The sequence below is a fragment of the Numidum massiliense genome, from assembly GCF_001375555.1.
In the GTDB taxonomy this organism is placed as follows: Bacteria; Bacillota; Bacilli; order Thermoactinomycetales; family Novibacillaceae; genus Numidum; species Numidum massiliense.
The window spans coordinates 1,188,506-1,206,141 of the sequence record NZ_CTDZ01000009.1 but is presented as its reverse complement, the minus strand read 5'-3'; the positions used below and the strand labels follow the sequence as shown (position 1 = coordinate 1,206,141).

Genomic DNA, 17,636 nt, shown 5'->3' with positions numbered 1-17,636 from the left:
AATACACTGGCCTCACACGAACCCGTCACTAATAAGAGCGTTTGCCGACAAACAAGGCGAGCTGCTCCAGCGCATCGCGCGCCTCATTGTGCGGCAGTTTATACAGCGCATGTAGCCCTTTATTTAAATACTTATCCGCGAGCGACTGCGCGAATGTAATGCCCTCGCTCTCCTTAATTAACTGGACAATTTCTTCCGCCGGATGCGCAGCCCCTTCCGACTGGATGTAGTTAATAATTGGTTGTCGCGTCGCCTCATCGGCGTGTGCGAGCAAATAAAGAACCGGAAGGGTGATGTTTCCTTGCCGTAAATCGCTGCCCGCCGGCTTGCCCAACTGTTTCTCCGTTCCAGTAAAGTCTAAAATGTCGTCGATCACCTGGAACGCCATTCCGACATAGTAACCGAAATCGCGCAGCGCGCGCACGTCCTGCGGTTGCGCCTCGCTCACCATCGCCCCTAACTCACAACTAACTGCGATTAATAGGGCCGTCTTGCGCTTGATACGGCGTAAATAGTTGCGCAAGTTTTGTTGCCAATTATAAAAGTCGCGAATTTGTTCGATCTCGCCTTCACATACTTGGACGACGACATTAGAAAGCGCCCGATGGATTTTCGGATCCGGCAAGTGAGCAATCATTTTTAACGAGCGAGCGAAGATGTAGTCCCCCGTATACATGGCGATGCGGTTATCCCATTCGGCCCTCACCGTCTTGCGTCCGCGCCGCGTCTCCGCATCGTCGATCACGTCGTCGTGAACGAGCGTCGCCATATGGATCAGTTCTAAAGGAGCCGCGACAAGCTTCAACCGCTCTAACGAATAGTTGCCAAATTTCCCTGCCAGGAGGACGAAAACTGGGCGAATCCGCTTCCCTCCTGCACGTAGTAAATGATGCGATGCCTCATTGAGCACCGGGTGGTCTGTAGCAATCGCGGAGGAAAGTTCGCGTTCCAATTCCTCCAAATCGCCCTTTAAATCGAAATATACGTCTGCTAAATTCACACGCCCACCGTCTTTCTCAATCGATCGCGTCGCACGTGCAACGCCTTATTCTATTCATGGGAATTACCTTACGCCCCTTACGCCTCTTTCGTCCCGATGTGCAGCGCCGCAATGCCCCCTGTTAACGGGTACACACGTACGTCCTGAAGTCCGCTTTCGCGAAAGATGTCTGCCAGCTCCCGGTAATCTGGAAAATGGACAAGCGACTCCGGTAACCAGCGGTATTGTTCATACCGATCAGCAAACATTTTTCCTAAGAGCGGGAGGATCTTTTGGAAATAAAAATAGTACAATTTACGGAAAGGCGGCCACGCCGGCTTGGACAACTCCAGCGATACAACTTGTCCACCGGGACGTACGACTCGCTGCATCTCTTGGAGAACTTGGCGAAAGTCGGGCACATTGCGCAACGCAAAACCAATCGTCGCGTAATCGAACGAGTTGTCTTCGAACGGCAGCGCCATCGCATTGCCTTGGACGAGGCTAACCCTGTCCGCCATGCCGTGCGCGTCAACTTTATTTTGTCCGTAACGAAGCATCTCCCCACTAAAATCTAAGCCGACTACCTTTCCCGTGCCAGACGCTGCGGCGATGCTCAGCGCCCAGTCGGCAGTTCCGCAGCAGACGTCGATCGCTTCATCACCCGCCTGCACGTTCATTTCGCGCATCGCCTTCTTGCGCCACGCTTTATGCCGCCGAAAACTGAGCAGCGAATTCATGCGGTCGTACTTCGGGGCGATGCTTTCAAACACATCGTGAATAAATGCTTCGTTCGTCGGTTGTCTCGTCTTGTTTTCCATGCTTAATATTCCTCCGCCGTTCGCCCCCAACCCGCTAGGTTAGGAAAATGAACGTCAATCAAATGCACAAGTTCGCGCTTCGTATCCGCACAGTGCCATTCGTTAAGCACGTGACTTGCGTTCGCCACCATCCGCTGCATTTTGTGTTTCATTTGCGCCAGCATGCTTTGCGGCCATTTGGTCGACGGCCGCTCAATCTCTTGCGACAAGCTTTCCGCAGTCAACAAATTCGTGGCAAGCACTTCCCATTTGGCACCAAACGTACTGCGCTCATTATGTAACCACGCCTTAAACAGCGACGTACTGAGCCGTTCCATTTCCGCGAGATATTGCTTAAGCGGGACTTGCACTTCTTGTAGTAGTTTGTACACATTTGCCCGTGCTTGATTAATGTGACAAATGGCGTCTGACAAAAAATATATGACGCGAACTGCACCGTGGCGGGCGAGTAGTCGGTAAAACTTCCCACTGTACAAATCACCCGCTAACACTTGCATTTGCCGTTCGCGATTTTCATCCGAAAAGGCCGGGGCTTCTTCCTGTGAGACCCTGTTGTGTATCTCAAGTCCCATCTGCACTAAAATCGTGCTGACGCAATACGCCTGAATATTTTCCTGTGAATAATTGTGTTGTTTAAAGTATAAGTATTGAAGCGCTAACGACAGTTGTGGAATATCAGGTGGCCCGATTACGCGTTCGAACATAAAGTGGTTGGCCTGATCGTAAATATCAGCGGCTATTGTTTCTAGTTCACTTTTGTAGGTGCCATTTAAAAACGTCATGAGGGAGCCTCCAACAGTTCGTTCCCGACTTAAAGGGTCGATGATTCGTGTACAGTATAACATAAAAAAGTAGTCGCCACACGCATTTTTCCTCATTCATTCACTTGAAAGTGAAAATGGCGTTCCAAATAGTGCAACGCCGAATCGTTCGCTCTTGGTGGCGTGTATGCTTTTTTTTGCGCCGTAAGCGTGGCGCGTACGGCTCCGTCGGCACCGTATAGGCGACAGGTCAACGTCTGTACGTTGCTCGTCCGCCTGAACACACTTTCTAAGAACGGCAGCCAACCAGCGGCCACATCGGCCTTGGCTCTCGCTGCCGTGGCCTGAAAATCGACGTACAACGCGGACTCCACGTCGTCCCAATACGCTCTCAAATAAGTAAAACGCGGTTTTTGCAAGGTTAAAAAATCGACTAACGTCGCCTCGCTTAGTGCTGTCGGGCGCTCCCGTTTAAAGACGGCCACGTCCTCATGCCCACTTAACTCAACTTGTGGCAAATAGGACAAAGCGATCGCCAGCGCGAGCGCGGCGACGAGCGTCGAACCGAATGTGCGTACCATCGCGCTTCCCCCTTTGTCCTATTGTATCGAACAAAGAGGTCTAACATGCGCACCGCTAGGCGTTTATTCTGTCTCGACCTCGCCGTGACACGTCTGGATGAACGCTTTGCCGCGTATTTTAATTGCTGACGTATGCTCCGTAAACTGGCAGATCATCACTTCGCCTTCATCTAGCTTTTCCGAATGGTGGAAGCGCGTATCGCGCCCACGCGTTAAGCCGATGACGTTCACACCGTTTTCTTTCGCTTTAATGATGACATAATCGCCATTGTGATAAGGGTTCATCCGCCGCACCCCCTTAATAAGTTAGCTCATAAGTTAAATCCTCCGCCTCGAATCGAAGCGGAGGATTTGTTACTGGTCGGGCTAGCCGGATTTGAACCGACGGCCTCTTGCGCCCCATGCAAGCGCGCTACCAAGCTGCGCCATAGCCCGATAAAAGCCACACTAAATAATTTACCGCACATTAACAGGAAAGTCAACCATTATTTTGTGCGATCAGTGGCTTTGCCAGTCGCTTGAAGATCAGTCGTATGGTTAACCGTTACTGCCTCAACGGCTGTTGATCAAACTAAATACTTCGGCGCGCGAAGCCGCATCTTCGCGAAAGCTACCGCGTACAGCAGAGGTGATCGTCTTTGAACCGGGCTTCTTCACACCGCGCATCGTCATACACATATGTTCCGCTTCTAATACGACGACGACCCCGTGCGGGTCTAATTTACGCATGATCGTATCGGCGACCGTCGCCGTAATGCGCTCCTGCAGTTGTGGGCGCCGGGCGACAGCTTCGACAGCCCGCGCCAACTTGCTTAAGCCAGTCACGCGACCGCCACGCGGAATGTAAGCGACGTGCGCCTTCCCGAAAAACGGTACTAAGTGGTGTTCGCACAATGAGAAAAACGGGATATCTTTAAGGAGGACGAGCTCTTCGTGTTCTTCGCTAAAAATGACCGAAAAATATTCACTAGGATCGATGGATAAACCGACGAATAGTTCTTCGTACATCCGGGCGACGCGTTTCGGGGTGTCGACGAGCCCTTCGCGGTCCGGATCTTCACCGATCGCTTCCAGCATCATCCGCACAGCTGCTTCAATCTTTTCGTGATCGACTGCCAATTTTGCCACCTCCACAAAGCCTACACGTTTTATAATACCATACGTCGTTTTCTAAATAAAACCGGGAGTCCGGAGACTCCCTTTAAAGCATGCGCTTATGTAAGCGTAACTTAAGCAAGCACTTACTGTACCATGTCCTTAAGCGCCTTCCCCGGTTTGAACGCAGGTACTTTGCTCGCCGCAATATCGATTTCTTCACCTGTTTTCGGGTTCCGCCCTTTACGGGCAGCGCGCTCCCGCACCTCGAAGTTACCGAATCCAAAAAGTTGGACTTTCTCACCGGCTTTTAACGCTTCGGCAATCGAATCAAAAACGACATCTACTGCTTGCGTCGCGTCTTTCTTCGTAAGGTTGCACTTTTCCGCAACATGTGTAATTAACTCCGACTTGTTCACGATGTCACCTCCTAAGCAACTTGCACGCTTTATCATAATATACGTCGTTCAAGAAATTCAAGTCTTTTTTTGTCTTAGAGGCGAAAAAGCAAAAAGCACTCGCGCCGAGTGCTTCAGCTTCACCGTCTTTAAACATAAATCTTTTAGTGAAAAGTCGTAAATTTTAACATTTGGTTCGTTTTTATTGCGCGTTATAAAATAATCGCGATCAAACCGCCGGAACCTTCGTTGATGATGCGCTGCAACGTTTCTTGCAATTTGTAGCGCGCGTTTTCCGGCATCATCGACAGCTTCGCCTGAATCCCTTCGCGCACGATCGAGTTGAGGGAGCGGCCAAAAATGTCCGATTCCCAAATTTTTAACGGATCACTTTCAAAATCGCGCATTAAGAAATTCACTAATTCTTCACTCTGCCGTTCACTGCCGATAATCGGGGCAAACTCGGAGTGGACATCCACTTTAATCATGTGAATGGACGGCGCCGTCGCCTTTAGGCGCACCCCGAAACGTGACCCTTGGCGAATGAGTTCCGGTTCGTCTAACGTCATTTCTTCTAACGTCGGCGCCGCGACGCCGTAACCGGTCGTCTTCACCATTTTGAGCGCCTCGCCGACTTTGTCGTACTCTTTTTTCGCCTTACTGAAGTCTTGCATAATTTGTAGCAAGTGGTCCTTCCCTTGAATTTCCACGCCGACGACTTCCGTTAAAATTTGGTCGTACAATTCGTCAGGCGCGTACAGGTCGATTTCGGCGACCCCTTGCCCCATGTTCATGTCGGCGAGTGAGGCGCGGTCGATGAAATCGTAAGTATCGAAACTGTCGACGACGCGATTGACATCGCGCAAGCGGCGAATGTCTTTCACTGTTTCGCGTACCGAGTCCTCAAAGTGGTGGCGTAACCAGTGATCTTCGTCCAGCACCATGACCCAACTCGGTAAGTTCACGTTCACTTCGTGCACCGGGAATTCGAACAACACTTCTTTCAAAACATTTAAAATGTCCGGTTCGTCCATCGTGGCCGCACTGACCGCGAGCACGGGAACATCGTACTTTTCTGCCAACTCCTCTTTCAAATATTTTGCTTCCTCGCTGTACGGCTTTACTGAGTTGATCACGACGACAAACGGCTTGCCGACTTCTTTCATTTCGTTAATGACGCGTTCTTCCATTTCGAGGTAAGCCGCCCGCGGCAGGTCGGTAATCGAGCCGTCGGTCGTCACTACGACGCCGAGTGTCGAATGCTCTTGGATCACCTTGCGCGTGCCGATTTCAGCCGCCTCTTGAAACGGGACCGGTTCGTCGTACCACGGCGTATTAATCATGCGCGGCCCGCTTTCGTCTTCGTATCCTTTCGCCCCGTCAATGGCGTAACCGACACAGTCGACCATGCGCACGTTCATATTTAAGCCTTCGGCGACGTGAATATTGACGGCCTGATTCGGCACGAATTTCGGTTCGATTGTCGTGATTGTCTTTCCGGCGCCGCTTTGCGGCAACTCGTCTTGCGCGCGTACCCGGTCTGCCTCGTCGTCGATATTCGGCAACACCATCATTTCCATAAATCGCTTAATAAATGTGGACTTCCCGGTGCGTACGGCCCCGACGACACCGAGGTAAATATCGCCCCCCGTCCGCTCGGCAATATCTTTGAAGATATCGACCTTTTCCACGTGATTCCCTCCTTCGTAAATCAAGCCCCATACAGTAGTACCTACTGTCTACAACCATTTCTTCTTTTGCTCGTACTAGTCAAATTGGACACTATAAATATATGAGAGGAATACGCGGTTATGACGCCCAAACGAGAAAAAACAGCCAGTAGCTACTACTGGCTGTACGGAACGACCTCACCCTGTTCCACCTTGTACGGCAGCGAATGTGCAGGCACAAACAAAGAATCGTTCGTCAACAAATAGCGAATGTCTTTTTTTGCGGGCGGCTGCGTGTCTAGCTTTTGCACGAGCCGCGTTAAATCGCCGCGGTAATCGACGTAAACAGTGCCGCTCGAGTCGATGAGAAAAGGAAGCGTGAGCTCTTCACTATACGGGCTCGGAATCGGTTGCCGCGCAGCTCGCACCGCCGCGTCGTCAAGTACAAACACGCCCGGTGACAATTCTCCCCCTTGCGGCAAACGGTTCTGTTTGTCGCGGTAACGGTCAACTTCTTGTTGCACCTTCTGGACCGCATCGCTCACGCGCAAGTCGAACAATTTAACAGTCGGGTTATTTTCCACTTCGAGTAACACATACATAAAACTGCCCCCTTTTTCAAACGCACTTGGGGGGGCGTCACTCACGTATTGCGGGATGAGTCGCCCAAAGTCGACGACATATTTTTGATAGAGCGGCGTATCGGCCTCCACCGTCTTGATCGGCAGTACGGACGTGTCGTCGCGGTAGCGTTCCACCGCACGCTGTACGTCGTCCACGTGTGCCGGTAGCGCCTCCATTCCACCCGTCTTCCGTTCCCCAGGATACATACAGCCAGCGGTGAAGAAGACCGTAAAGCAGAGACAGAAGCCGAGCACCCGCTTCGAAACATTTAGGATCCGCACGGTGCACTCCCCTCCTGTGGCGAATGGTCGACGAGGCTGGCAGCCCGTTGCCAAAACGCCGCCGACAACGTATTACGCGCTTGCAGCTGGTGCCATAACCGCCTGTTCACACCGTACAGGCGCAAATGAGCGGCGATCGGGGCATAACGATCCTTCCGCTCGCGCAATAAGTTGAATATGTATTCATGCTCCAACGGTACGAGCCTCACCGTATGTTCGGCGAGCGCCACCGCCTTCGCAAAGCGGTACAGTAGTTGAGCAACTTCGACCGTATACGTGCCCCAGGCGGTACGGACGCGCAAATCGGCCACGAGCTCTACCGGCTTCGCCTGCACGTCGTATCGACTTAAAAAACTCGCATACTGTGTCGTTTCGCTAAAACGCGTCGGCACGGTCATCCAGTCGGCTAAAGCTTGCTCGAGCGGGACGAGTTGTCCGCGATCCGTATAAAGGTCTATATCGTTCGGCTCCGTCTCGAGGTGCACCCCTTGCAAGAGACAGCTCGTACTACCGGCAACGAGCCACGGGGCACTCGTGCTAGCCAGTCGGCCGCACACAGATGCGAGCGGCGTGTAAACATTGTGCAATAGGCGGTGCGGTTGCACCTGTTGTAACTGATCGGGCATCTCTACCGTCGCCAACTTTCTACACTGTTGTTATATAAGGGCGCGCACTGCAAATAAAAAGGCTGGGAGCAGTGCACACACCGCAGCGCCCGAAAGGATAAAGCGGAAGAAACGGCGCTTTCTTTGCCGCGAAAGCATAATTAAAAAGTTTGCCACGACGAGTAAGCCGATGGCAATCATTGCGTCGAGCACGGTTATCACCCTCCTATGCACATTATATCATAGGAAGTAACCTATGCATAAGCGCTGGCATAACATACTTAGGAGATGTTTTACGTCTAGGAGGGATGGCATGAAACAGACGGACTATTATAGTTATAACGCTAGAAGACGAATCCCGTCCAACACCTACATTCGCACGCGCAGTCGATCGCCTAAGCGCACGCCCACATACCGCCCAAGTCAGCGAACGCATAGCAGCAGCCGCTATACGTATGCGAACAAGCGCACCCGCGCAAATAGTCAATATGCGAGAGTGCCTAACCGCTCGGGTTATACGCCACGGTCAGAGACACAAAAACGGAGCGGTCAAGGTCAGACGTTCGATGAATCGACCCCGCACGCAAAATCGCTCGGGGCGCTCAATTTGGTAGGTGTTTTAAATTCGTTCTATACGATTCGCTCAACGGTTAAAGACATTCGAACGTCGTTAGAGCGGCTAGACGATGCGATGGATTCCGCCTACCAAATATTCGAGATTGCACGCGGATTCGTAAAAAGTGGGGCCGCAGAAAGAAGCCGGCCACAATTGCAGCTCGTCCCCCCGTCAAACAGTAAACGGGGCCGCAGTCGCCCGCCCACGAGCAGTAAGCGTTCGCCGGGCAGCAATCAAGTGAACGATGCTGCACCCTTCGCCGGTATTTTTGATCAAGTCGACATCGGGCAACTGATGTCGATGTTACAATCGCCGTTCATACAAGGGTTTGTGAAACAAATGTTTCAACAGGGCTTAGGTGGTTCGCGGGCAAAGTAAAAAATGGGTGACGCATCCACTGCGCCACCCTTTTATTGTCCCACCCTCACTTCGCAAGCTTTTTCATCAGCGAAATGTTGTCGATAACTGCACCCCGCCTTGCACTGAATGATAAGCCCATGCGTTTTTTGGGTGAGACATACTACATCGTATGTTACGCAAGTAAAAACGGCAACTCGCAACGCGCCCAATCCTACAACTCGCGTAAAACGTCTTCCGTTTCGTGCCGCTTCACCCGGCCCATCAAATGTTCGACAGCGAGTCGCGGATTTTTGTCCGCGAACAAGACATTGTACAGCTCAGCCGTGATCGGCATCTCCACCTGATACTGCTTAGCGAGCGCGTGCGCCGTCTGCGTCGTCTTCACCCCTTCGACGACCATACCCATTTGCCGAAGCACATCGCCCAACGGTTTGCCTTGTCCCAATAAATAGCCCGCCTGCCAATTGCGACTATGTTTACTTGTACACGTGACGACCAAGTCGCCGAAACCGGCCAGTCCGGCGAACGTGCGCGGATCGGCTCCCATGCGCGCCCCTAAGCGGACAATTTCCGCGAGCCCGCGCGTGAGTAGCGCCGCTTTCGCGTTGTCGCCGTACCCGAGCCCGTCAGACATGCCCGCGCTGAGCGCAATAATGTTTTTTAGCGCACCGCCGATCTCCGTCCCGACCACGTCTGGGTTCGTGTACACGCGAAAAAACGGATTGATCAAATAATCTTGCGCTTGTTCGGCATAAGCGATTTCTTCTGCAGAGACGACGACAGTCGTCGGCGACTGTTCCGCCACCTCTTCCGCGTGACTAGGACCGGAGAGGACGACGATTTGCGCTGAGTCGTGCGTTTGCAGTTGTTCGGCCAACACTTCGGACATCCGCTTAAACGTTCCTTGTTCGAATCCTTTCGCCGCGTGGATGACGAGTTGATCGTCCCTAATTACCGCTGCCGCCTCGCCCGCAACGTCGCGCATCGCTTGCGATGGCACGACGAATAGTACGAGTGCGGCATCAGAAACCGCCTCTCTTAGCGACGACGTCACGCGAATATTGCGGGGCAATGTCGCCTGCGGCAAATATTTCTCGTTTTTCCGTGTCGCTTCCATCTCAGCGACGTGAGCCTCGCTACGCGACCATAACGCGACGTCGTCGCCGTTTGCAGTTAGCACCATCGCTAGCGCCGTCCCCCAACTTCCTGCACCTAACACTGCTGCTTTCACTGTTATAACCCCCTACGATTTTGACGACTGGCCGAGGCGACTCTCTGTGCCCTTCAACAAGCGCCCGATGTTCGTCCAATGCCGCAGTACGGTTAATACGGCAATGCCGGCACTAATCCATATAAAAGAAGTCGGTTCACCGTATAACCACACCGCAAACGGCAGTAACACCGTGAATATGAGTGACCCGAGTGAGACGTAACGCGTAAAAACGATGGACAGGATCGCAATGACCCCGGTGATAAGCGCCGGTACGAACGTGACGAGTGCCGTTACGCCAATCGTCGCTGCGACGCCTTTTCCTCCGCGAAATTGAAAGAAGATGGGCCAATTGTGGCCAATAATTGCTGCAAACCCGCTCGCGAATGCGATCGTCCAATCGTGTGACAACCAAAGCCCGACACCGACAGCGGCCATCGCCTTTAAGACGTCGAGGGCGAAGACGATTAGCGCCGTCCGCTTTCCGACGACGCGCAGCGTGTTCGTCGCCCCAGCGTTCCCGCTCCCATGGTCGCGAATATCGATCCCGGCTACTTTTTTCACGACAATAAAGCTAAAACTGATCGAACCTAGTAAATACCCTACAACAAGTGCGCTCCATTCCATACTACTCCCCCTATTTTTCTCGCGGAGACTTGCCGCCGCGAATAAACAGTTTAATCGGGCTCCCTGTAAAGTCGAACGCCTCGCGCAACTGGTTTTCGAGATAACGTTCATAACTGAAGTGCATCAGCTCGCGATCGTTGACAAACACGGCGAAAGCGGGTGGTTTGACCCCGACTTGCGTCATGTAATTCACCCGTAAGCGGCGCCCCTTGTCCGTCGGTGGCGGTGTCATCGCCACCGCCTCGCGCAACACGTTGTTTAACGTCGACGTCTGTACGCGCATGGCGTGGTTTTCCGCCACTTGCTTCACGACGGGAAGAATGTTCGCGACGCGTCTTCCCGTTTTTGCGGAGACGAACACGATCGGCGCATAGTCGATAAAGGCGAAGTGCGAGCGAATCTCTTCCGCAAACCTGTACATCGTCTTTTCATCCTTGTCGACGATGTCCCATTTGTTGACGACAATCACGGTGGCGAGTCCGGCGTCTTTCGCGTAACCGGCAATCTTTTTGTCCTGTTCGATCACGCCTTGGCCGCCGTCTAAGACGACGAGTGCGACGTGGGAACGTTCGATTGCCCGCATCGCGCGCAATACGCTGTACTTTTCCGTTTTCTCATATACTTTGCCCCGCCGACGCATACCGGCTGTATCGATGAGCGTGTACGTATCGCCCTCCGCTTGAACCGTCGTATCGATCGCATCGCGCGTCGTACCAGCTACATCGCTCACGATGACGCGCTCTTCGCCGAGCAACGCATTCACGAGCGACGATTTTCCGACATTCGGACGCCCGATGAGCGACACTTTGATGACGTCCTCATCGTCCGTTTCTGGCACGTCGTCCGGAAGTTCGGAGACGATCGCGTCTAACAAATCGCCAGTTCCTCTACCGTGCGCACTCGAGATGCCAAACACTTCGGCAAACCCTAAACTGTAAAACTCGTACGCTGCCGTTTGCCGTTCCGGGTTGTCTACTTTGTTCACAGCGACGATGACCGGTTTGTGCGTCTTTAACAGCAGCGTCGCAATTTCTCGATCCGCCGCCGTCACCCCTGTCTCGACACTCGTGACAAAGACGATCACATCGGCCTCCTCCATCGCCAGCTCCGCCTGCGCGCGTACTGACGACGGAATCGCCTCGTCGTCACCTGTGGCGATCCCCCCCGTGTCGATGAGGTGAAAGTCGCGGCCCGACCAATCGGCCTTACTGTAGATGCGGTCGCGCGTCACGCCCGGTTTGTCTTCGACGATGGCGACGCGCTCACCGACGATGCGGTTGAATAGCGTCGATTTTCCGACATTCGGTTGTCCAACAATCGCTACTACTGGTAAACTCATGATGTGTCCTCACTTTCCAACGATCCGACTGCCGCTATTATCATATAAGCATTTCCGCCGCACCGCAATAGTCGTTCTGCAAAAGTTGCACGCCAATGCATATATATTATCACACGCTAGGGCGTTAAAGTCGATGGTTCACCCTTTTTAAGAATAGCCACACCTTCTGCCAGCTATCTCCCCACGGCACGCTCTCGAGGAGCGCCAAACAAGCAATGGCCGTCCAGAGCAGGTCTAGTTCCTCCAGCGGAACGATCAGCCATTCGGTAAGCTCCCGCAGGTGGGTAGAAAAGGACAAGCCGTACGCGAGAGTCACCCCGCCTGTTAAAAGTGTAAACCGTTCCCAAACGCCGACGAGAGACGTCACCGCGAGCGACAGCAATGTGGCTACTTGTAACCACTGGCTCGAAATGACAGCAAGCCGCGGCTGAAACGCCCCCATTTCACGCACAAAAAAACAAGTTGCTCCGGCGAGTAGCACAGTGGCCAATACGAGTGGACGCCGCCTGTCCGCAATTTTTGCGAGACAAAACAATCCGCTTGCCAACAGGAACAAAAAGCCGACATTGACGGAAATGGGACGCATTGGCAGGGCGAGAACGGGTACGGACAGCTGGGTGGCCGCAATGCACAGCGCGAGCCAGAGGACAAGTCCGTATGTGCGCACGTTTAGTTGTAGCAACAAGCGTTCACACCAACCGCTACAGACGAGCGTAACGACAATCGCAAATAAAATGACACTTGCCACACCCTCGTTCATTGCATCTCCACCTTTCGTTGTGGGATGCACTTAGTATCGACGACGGAATCAAAAGAAAATCAAAGTAAAAAAGAAAACCGGCGACTGCTTACGATCACCGGCTTTGCCCTTCGTCTTACTTAAGTTTTCGCAGTTCGTCGCCGAACATGTCACCGAGCGTCACATTCATTCCGCTGTCGGTCGATTGCTCCTCATGTTGCGGTTTGCTTTCCCGCTTCGGCAACTCTTCCACTTCTTTAATGCTCAAACTAATGCGTTGATCGGCGGGGTTCATGTCCAAGATTTTCACTTGTACTTCTTCCCCTTCTTTTAACACTTCGCTAGGAGTCCCGATGTGGCGGTGCGAAATTTGCGAAATGTGGACTAACCCTTCAACGCCCGGGTACACTTCGACAAATGCACCGAAGGAAACTAGCCGCTTCACCGTACCGGTAACGACTTCCCCGGTGTTCATTTCCTCACCGACGCGATCCCACGGACCCGGTTCGGTTTCCTTAATGCTCAAGCTGATGCGCTCGTTGTCGCGATCGACTTTCAACACTTTTACTTGCACCGTATCCCCTTCGTTTACGACGTCAGAAGGTTTTTCTACCCGGTGCCACGCGAGTTCAGAAATGTGCACGAGGCCGTCAACGCCGCCGACATCGACGAATGCACCGAAATCGGTTAGCCGTTGTACGGTTCCTTCGATGACTTGGCCAACCTCCAAACGATCCAACGTCTCTTGTTTCTGCGCTTCCGCCTCTTCCTCCAACACCACTTTTTGCGAGAGGATTAATTTATTTTTATCTTCATCGAGTTCGATTACTTTAAGCCGCAATGTCCGCCCTTTGTAGTCAGAAAAGTCTTCTACAAAATGGCGTTCGACGAGTGATGCTGGAATAAACCCGCGCACACCGAGGTCGACGACGAGACCTCCTTTCACTACTTCGGCGACGTCCGCTTCAACGATTTCGCCCGTAGCCATTTTGTCGCGCAATTCGCCCCACGCACGATCTGCCTCGACGACCCGCTTGGAGAGGATCAACTCGTCTTCATCGTGGTTGACGCGAAGGACTTTGAGCTCAATTTCATCCCCTTCACTGAGTACGTCAGACACTTTTTCGACGTGCAGGCTCGACAGTTCGGAAATCGGAACGATTCCATCCGTCTTATACCCGACATCGACGAGAGCCTGTTTGTCTTCCACTTTTGTTACCTTACCTTTGACAATGTCGCCAGGTTGCAAAACTTGCACATTGTCTAGTTCTGTGTTCATTTCCTCTACCAATTCAGACAACCTCCTTGATTGACCGCAAGGTTTTAAACCGTGCAGTCACTACCATCTATACCGGCTTATTGCGCCGGGTTTAATGAAAAAAGTGTTGCGGACAACCCTTTTCACTAAACGCGAAAAGTTGATACAGTGACACCGCATAACTGCTTACTGCTACCACATGCGCGTTTCATTACGGTCTTGCTACCTTCGTGCGACAAAGTGCTAAAATCTTTTCCACGACTTCTGCTACGTCAAGCCCCGTCGTATCGAGAACGGTAGCGTCATTAGCCTTTTTTAGCGGAGAAACGACACGCTGACTGTCCAACTCATCCCGTCTAGCGATGTCTTTCGTCAATTCGCTTAAACTCGTGTCAATCCCTTTCGCCTGCATTTCTGCAAAACGTCGCCTGGCCCGTTCTTCGATGGAAGCCGTCAAAAAGACTTTAACTTCAGCATGTGGCAACACCTTCGTCCCAATGTCGCGCCCATCCATGACCACACCGCCGCGTGCTGCCATTTGCTGCTGTTTTTTCACTAAAATATCGCGGACGGCGGCAATTTTAGCTACGGCAGACACGTGTGAGGTCACTTGTGGCGTGCGAATATCTTCCGTAATTTCGACACCGCCGACATACACCCTTGTCCCTTCCGGTGTTGTCTCGAGGACGAGATCCATCTCCATAGCCGCCGCCGCCATTCGCTCGCTGTCGTCGAGCGGCAACTGCCGCTGCAGCGCAAGCCAAGTGACAGCCCGGTACATTGCGCCAGTGTCGATATACTGGAAATGTAAGCGGTTCGCTGTTAGTCGTGCAACAGTACTCTTTCCTGCCCCTGCTGGGCCGTCGATCGCAATGTTAAACGTGTTCATGAGCCCTTCCCTTCTATACAACAACAAGCAGGCGCCGCCTGCTTGTAAAAACGTGCGTACGTTTATTAAATTCCGCATGTGCAAACGAAGTGTGACCAATTACGGGAACGACAACACGGACAGCAAGAGCCAGTGGCGGCATATGTAATTAAATTATTACGCACTAATCGTAACACAAAGCGGCATCCGTTGCAATCGTTACGCAAGCGTTAGCAATATTTCTTGCACACCTGTACACATTTGTTTGCAAATCGGACAAATTTGTCAGCAGGCTCCCGCCCGGCAGCTTTTTATTCTATTACTGGAAAAAAAGCTGCCGCGCGTTCACCGCTAGCCGAGTCACTGTGATGCAGTCTGCCCCTCACACGACCAATACCGCTAATCGCTTGTCACGATGCAGTCGTATGCGGTAAGTCGACGTTTTTGATTTTTTCTACCTTTTCTTCGTCACCTGTATCCGCGTTAACAAAAATGCGGTACTGTGTCTTGCCGAGGTAACCGAGCACTTCGTAACATAACACTTCGGTACCGTCTTCGCGGTTGATGAGCGCGCGCGACATCTCTTGCACCTTCAAGTTCGGATTCACACGTGTGAGTGCCTCCTTCTGAGACAACTTCGGCGGGGCCAGGTGCCGTTCCTTGTGGTTGGCGACGTACTGGGAACTTTCGAACGCCATCACCTCGCCGTTGTCGAGCGCCACCTTCACTGTCACTAAATCGGGATACATCGTGACGCCGCCTTCATTGTAGACGAACGTGTACGCCGCTTCGTCACCGTAGTCGTCGTAAGTGATCGATTGCATCGAGTGGAAACCGTGCTGCCGCAAATATTTTTCCGCGCTCGCCTCTCCTTCTCGGAGAGACAACTTTCGCTTTTTCACGTCGCGGTTGTTGACCATCCAAATGACGTGCCCACCTTTTTTCGTCACATCGACATGCAACCGATCGTCGTCTCCCTGCTTCCGTACCGATGCGCTGTACACGGGGAAGTTTTTTTCTTTACTTTTCGTCACTTGTACGCCAGCCGCGTGCTTCATCCCTAGAAAGTTAGCCACGCGCTGCTTCGCTTCCTCGGCAGAAATATTGTGTCCTTTGATGCGTTGAACCGTTTCTCGCTTACGCTGTGCGGCGTCGTTCACTCCTGGACCCCAGTCGACTTCGGCGTATGACTCAGCTTTTTTATCGATCGAACGCAAGCCGTCGACAATCGTGTTGTCCGTTTTTTTATCGTCCGCTGCAAGGGCGAGTTCGACGTCCATCCAGCGTAAATTGCGGTTAATGACCGTGCTTTGCACCTTCTGCAGTTCCTCTTGCAAGCTGTTCGACCGTTTATAAAGCGTCTGTAGCGTCTTGTATTCCTTTTTTGACAGTGGCTCTTTCTGTAAATCGCGTACCGCCACTCGGTGGGCAAAATTACCGATATCAGACAAAAAGCTTTCTGTTTTGTTGAATGGCATAAGCGTCAGCGGCAATTGACCGACATCGCTTTGCGCCGAGTACGACAAGCGCCACACGTTCGCAAGGCTTGGCGTCAACTGGCGGCGCGAATTGACCGCTAGCGTTTTACCGATTTCGTCTTGCAGTTGATCCATGTGAAAATTGAGGTCGTGAAAGGCTCTCTGATACTGGTTTTCCGCTTTAATTAAGAGTGAGTTTTTCTCTTGGTTTTCTTGAAACCCCCACACACCCATTCCGATGAGGGCGACGAGAGCGAAGGGAAAAGCGACCGCCGCAAAACGTTTGTACATACCGTATCACTCCTTACGCGCATTTGTATCACTAGTTTGAGTACATGTGCGCACGATTATGCACGGTTTTGCTCACGTTACATCTTCTCCGACTTGACCTCTAAATCTTCATCGTTGTCACATAAACAGCGGCGAAAACCTGTTTCGATGTGGTCTTTGTGCTTCCGCCCCCGCAAAAAATATTTCTCGCCGCAGCGGTTGCACTGTATGGTCACGCGAAAACGTTCTTTTTGCAAAGGGAACCTTCCTTTCTTTCTGTTATTCTTTCATTATTGCCTCTGCACTCTGTTTCATTCGCCCACCTGAGCTACGTCGAATAATAGCCCACTTCGCCAGCTTTAGCGAACGGCGAACGTTCGAGAGCGATTTTTGCCCGCCTGAGCGCGATGAACCACAACACGATCATAAACGGCCCGATGATCCACTTCCAAAATACATCCGTATACAACAAAATAAAGTCCAAACAACCGTGGGCCGCCACCGGTATACATACAGCCCACGCCGTCCACTTAACCCACCTTTTGCGCGTTTCGGCAAAGCGCGCCTTTGCTAGGTAAAATCCCATTAACACTCCGAACAGTGCGTGTCCGGACACGGGCACTAACGCGCGCAGCCAAGCGACGTGAATCCCGTTGATGAATATGTAAAACATGTTTTCTGCCGTCGCAAAACCGAGGGCGATCGCCACCCCGTAAACGATCCCGTCGTACGGTTCTTCAAAGCCGGGAAACTTATACGCCATTTGGTATAGGAAAAAGCATTTCAGCGCTTCCTCTAAAAAAGCGATTGTCACAAACGAATCGAACAACATCGGTTCACCGAACCCTTGCCGAAACGCATGTTGCAGCGCCATTGTCGGAAAAACGAGGAATAAGCCGGCGATGAACATTTTTAACACGTATTTAATCGGTTCCGGTCGGTACTGATCCCGTAAATAAAAGTAGCATAAAAGTGCAATTCCCGGTGCGAAACCGGCGACAATATACGATAATACGTTCATGACTGTTCTCCTTTGCCTTCCATCCGTTCTTATCC

The 17,636-nt window shown here is 52.1% G+C and carries 21 protein-coding genes and 1 tRNA gene; 1 reads left to right on the top strand and 21 read right to left on the bottom strand.

Going from position 1 to position 17,636, the window contains the following annotated elements; all coding sequences use genetic code 11:
- Positions 1 to 28 precede the first annotated feature (28 nt).
- The 12 genes from hepT to BN1247_RS17630 form a co-directional block, all read right to left on the bottom strand.
- Positions 29 to 1,000 (bottom strand): heptaprenyl diphosphate synthase component II, encoded by a 972-nt coding sequence (gene hepT / locus BN1247_RS06180; RefSeq protein ID WP_054949603.1) that lies wholly within the window; start codon positions 998 to 1,000, stop codon positions 29 to 31.
- A 77-nt stretch (positions 1,001 to 1,077) separates the two neighbouring features.
- Entirely contained in the window at positions 1,078 to 1,800 is a 723-nt protein-coding gene (locus BN1247_RS06175) for a demethylmenaquinone methyltransferase (protein ID WP_054949602.1), read from the bottom strand.
- Positions 1,801 to 1,802: 2 nt separating this feature from the next.
- Positions 1,803 to 2,582, bottom strand: coding sequence for a heptaprenyl diphosphate synthase component 1 (locus tag BN1247_RS06170; protein WP_054949601.1), 780 nt, complete (start codon positions 2,580 to 2,582; stop codon positions 1,803 to 1,805).
- A 92-nt stretch (positions 2,583 to 2,674) separates the two neighbouring features.
- On the bottom strand, positions 2,675 to 3,142 hold the full coding sequence (locus BN1247_RS06165) for a hypothetical protein (RefSeq protein ID WP_054949600.1): 468 nt from the start codon (positions 3,140 to 3,142) through the stop codon (positions 2,675 to 2,677).
- Positions 3,143 to 3,205: 63 nt separating this feature from the next.
- A complete protein-coding gene (gene mtrB / locus BN1247_RS06160) occupies positions 3,206 to 3,427 on the bottom strand; it encodes a trp RNA-binding attenuation protein MtrB (protein ID WP_054949599.1) in 222 nt (73 codons plus the stop codon).
- 73 nt (positions 3,428 to 3,500) lie between these two features.
- Positions 3,501 to 3,577, bottom strand: a tRNA-Pro gene (locus BN1247_RS06155).
- A 117-nt stretch (positions 3,578 to 3,694) separates the two neighbouring features.
- Positions 3,695 to 4,261: a GTP cyclohydrolase I FolE gene (gene folE / locus BN1247_RS06150; protein ID WP_054949598.1), complete on the bottom strand. Its 567-nt coding sequence runs from the start codon at positions 4,259 to 4,261 to the stop codon at positions 3,695 to 3,697.
- 122 nt (positions 4,262 to 4,383) lie between these two features.
- Positions 4,384 to 4,656 carry an HU family DNA-binding protein gene (locus BN1247_RS06145; protein WP_054949597.1) on the bottom strand — a complete coding sequence of 91 codons (273 nt, stop codon included), beginning with the start codon at positions 4,654 to 4,656 and terminating at the stop codon, positions 4,384 to 4,386.
- Positions 4,657 to 4,847: 191 nt separating this feature from the next.
- The gene (gene spoIVA / locus BN1247_RS06140; RefSeq protein WP_054949596.1) at positions 4,848 to 6,326 is read right to left on the bottom strand and encodes a stage IV sporulation protein A; all 1,479 of its coding nucleotides are present in this window, start codon (positions 6,324 to 6,326) and stop codon (positions 4,848 to 4,850) included.
- Between the two features lie 155 nt (positions 6,327 to 6,481).
- Entirely contained in the window at positions 6,482 to 7,210 is a 729-nt protein-coding gene (locus BN1247_RS06135) for a hypothetical protein (protein ID WP_054949595.1), read from the bottom strand.
- Complete coding sequence (locus tag BN1247_RS06130; protein ID WP_147675193.1) at positions 7,198 to 7,851, bottom strand: nucleotidyltransferase family protein; 654 nt, start codon at positions 7,849 to 7,851, stop codon at positions 7,198 to 7,200. The genes BN1247_RS06135 and BN1247_RS06130 overlap by 13 nt, the downstream gene beginning before the upstream one ends.
- A 15-nt stretch (positions 7,852 to 7,866) precedes the next feature.
- Positions 7,867 to 8,028: a DUF2768 family protein gene (locus BN1247_RS17630; RefSeq protein ID WP_147675192.1), complete on the bottom strand. Its 162-nt coding sequence runs from the start codon at positions 8,026 to 8,028 to the stop codon at positions 7,867 to 7,869.
- 100 nt (positions 8,029 to 8,128) lie between these two features.
- Here BN1247_RS17630 and BN1247_RS06125 point away from each other — a divergent pair, with 100 nt between their 5' ends.
- Positions 8,129 to 8,809 carry a hypothetical protein gene (locus BN1247_RS06125; RefSeq protein ID WP_054949593.1) on the top strand — a complete coding sequence of 227 codons (681 nt, stop codon included), beginning with the start codon at positions 8,129 to 8,131 and terminating at the stop codon, positions 8,807 to 8,809.
- A 193-nt stretch (positions 8,810 to 9,002) separates the two neighbouring features.
- Here the strand turns inward: BN1247_RS06125 and BN1247_RS06120 are convergent, their stop codons facing one another.
- The 9 genes from BN1247_RS06120 to prsW all read right to left on the bottom strand — a co-directional run bounded on the left by BN1247_RS06120 (position 9,003) and on the right by prsW (position 17,601).
- On the bottom strand, positions 9,003 to 10,028 hold the full coding sequence (locus tag BN1247_RS06120) for an NAD(P)H-dependent glycerol-3-phosphate dehydrogenase (RefSeq protein WP_054949592.1): 1,026 nt from the start codon (positions 10,026 to 10,028) through the stop codon (positions 9,003 to 9,005).
- Positions 10,029 to 10,034: 6 nt separating this feature from the next.
- Positions 10,035 to 10,628 carry a glycerol-3-phosphate 1-O-acyltransferase PlsY gene (gene plsY, locus BN1247_RS06115; RefSeq protein WP_054949591.1) on the bottom strand — a complete coding sequence of 198 codons (594 nt, stop codon included), beginning with the start codon at positions 10,626 to 10,628 and terminating at the stop codon, positions 10,035 to 10,037.
- Positions 10,629 to 10,638: 10 nt separating this feature from the next.
- Positions 10,639 to 11,967 (bottom strand): ribosome biogenesis GTPase Der, encoded by a 1,329-nt coding sequence (gene der, locus BN1247_RS06110; RefSeq protein ID WP_054949590.1) that lies wholly within the window; start codon positions 11,965 to 11,967, stop codon positions 10,639 to 10,641.
- 124 nt (positions 11,968 to 12,091) lie between these two features.
- Complete coding sequence (locus BN1247_RS06105; RefSeq protein ID WP_054949589.1) at positions 12,092 to 12,727, bottom strand: hypothetical protein; 636 nt, start codon at positions 12,725 to 12,727, stop codon at positions 12,092 to 12,094.
- Positions 12,728 to 12,842: 115 nt separating this feature from the next.
- On the bottom strand, positions 12,843 to 13,997 hold the full coding sequence (gene rpsA, locus BN1247_RS06100) for a 30S ribosomal protein S1 (RefSeq protein ID WP_054949588.1): 1,155 nt from the start codon (positions 13,995 to 13,997) through the stop codon (positions 12,843 to 12,845).
- A 178-nt stretch (positions 13,998 to 14,175) separates the two neighbouring features.
- Positions 14,176 to 14,853: a (d)CMP kinase gene (gene cmk, locus BN1247_RS06095; RefSeq protein ID WP_054949587.1), complete on the bottom strand. Its 678-nt coding sequence runs from the start codon at positions 14,851 to 14,853 to the stop codon at positions 14,176 to 14,178.
- Positions 14,854 to 15,242: 389 nt separating this feature from the next.
- The gene (gene ypeB, locus BN1247_RS06090) at positions 15,243 to 16,601 is read right to left on the bottom strand and encodes a germination protein YpeB (RefSeq protein WP_054949586.1); all 1,359 of its coding nucleotides are present in this window, start codon (positions 16,599 to 16,601) and stop codon (positions 15,243 to 15,245) included.
- Positions 16,602 to 16,678: 77 nt separating this feature from the next.
- A complete protein-coding gene (locus BN1247_RS17950) occupies positions 16,679 to 16,837 on the bottom strand; it encodes a hypothetical protein (protein ID WP_187119735.1) in 159 nt (52 codons plus the stop codon).
- Positions 16,838 to 16,908: 71 nt separating this feature from the next.
- Entirely contained in the window at positions 16,909 to 17,601 is a 693-nt protein-coding gene (gene prsW, locus BN1247_RS06085; RefSeq protein ID WP_054949585.1) for a glutamic-type intramembrane protease PrsW, read from the bottom strand.
- Positions 17,602 to 17,636 lie beyond the last annotated feature (35 nt).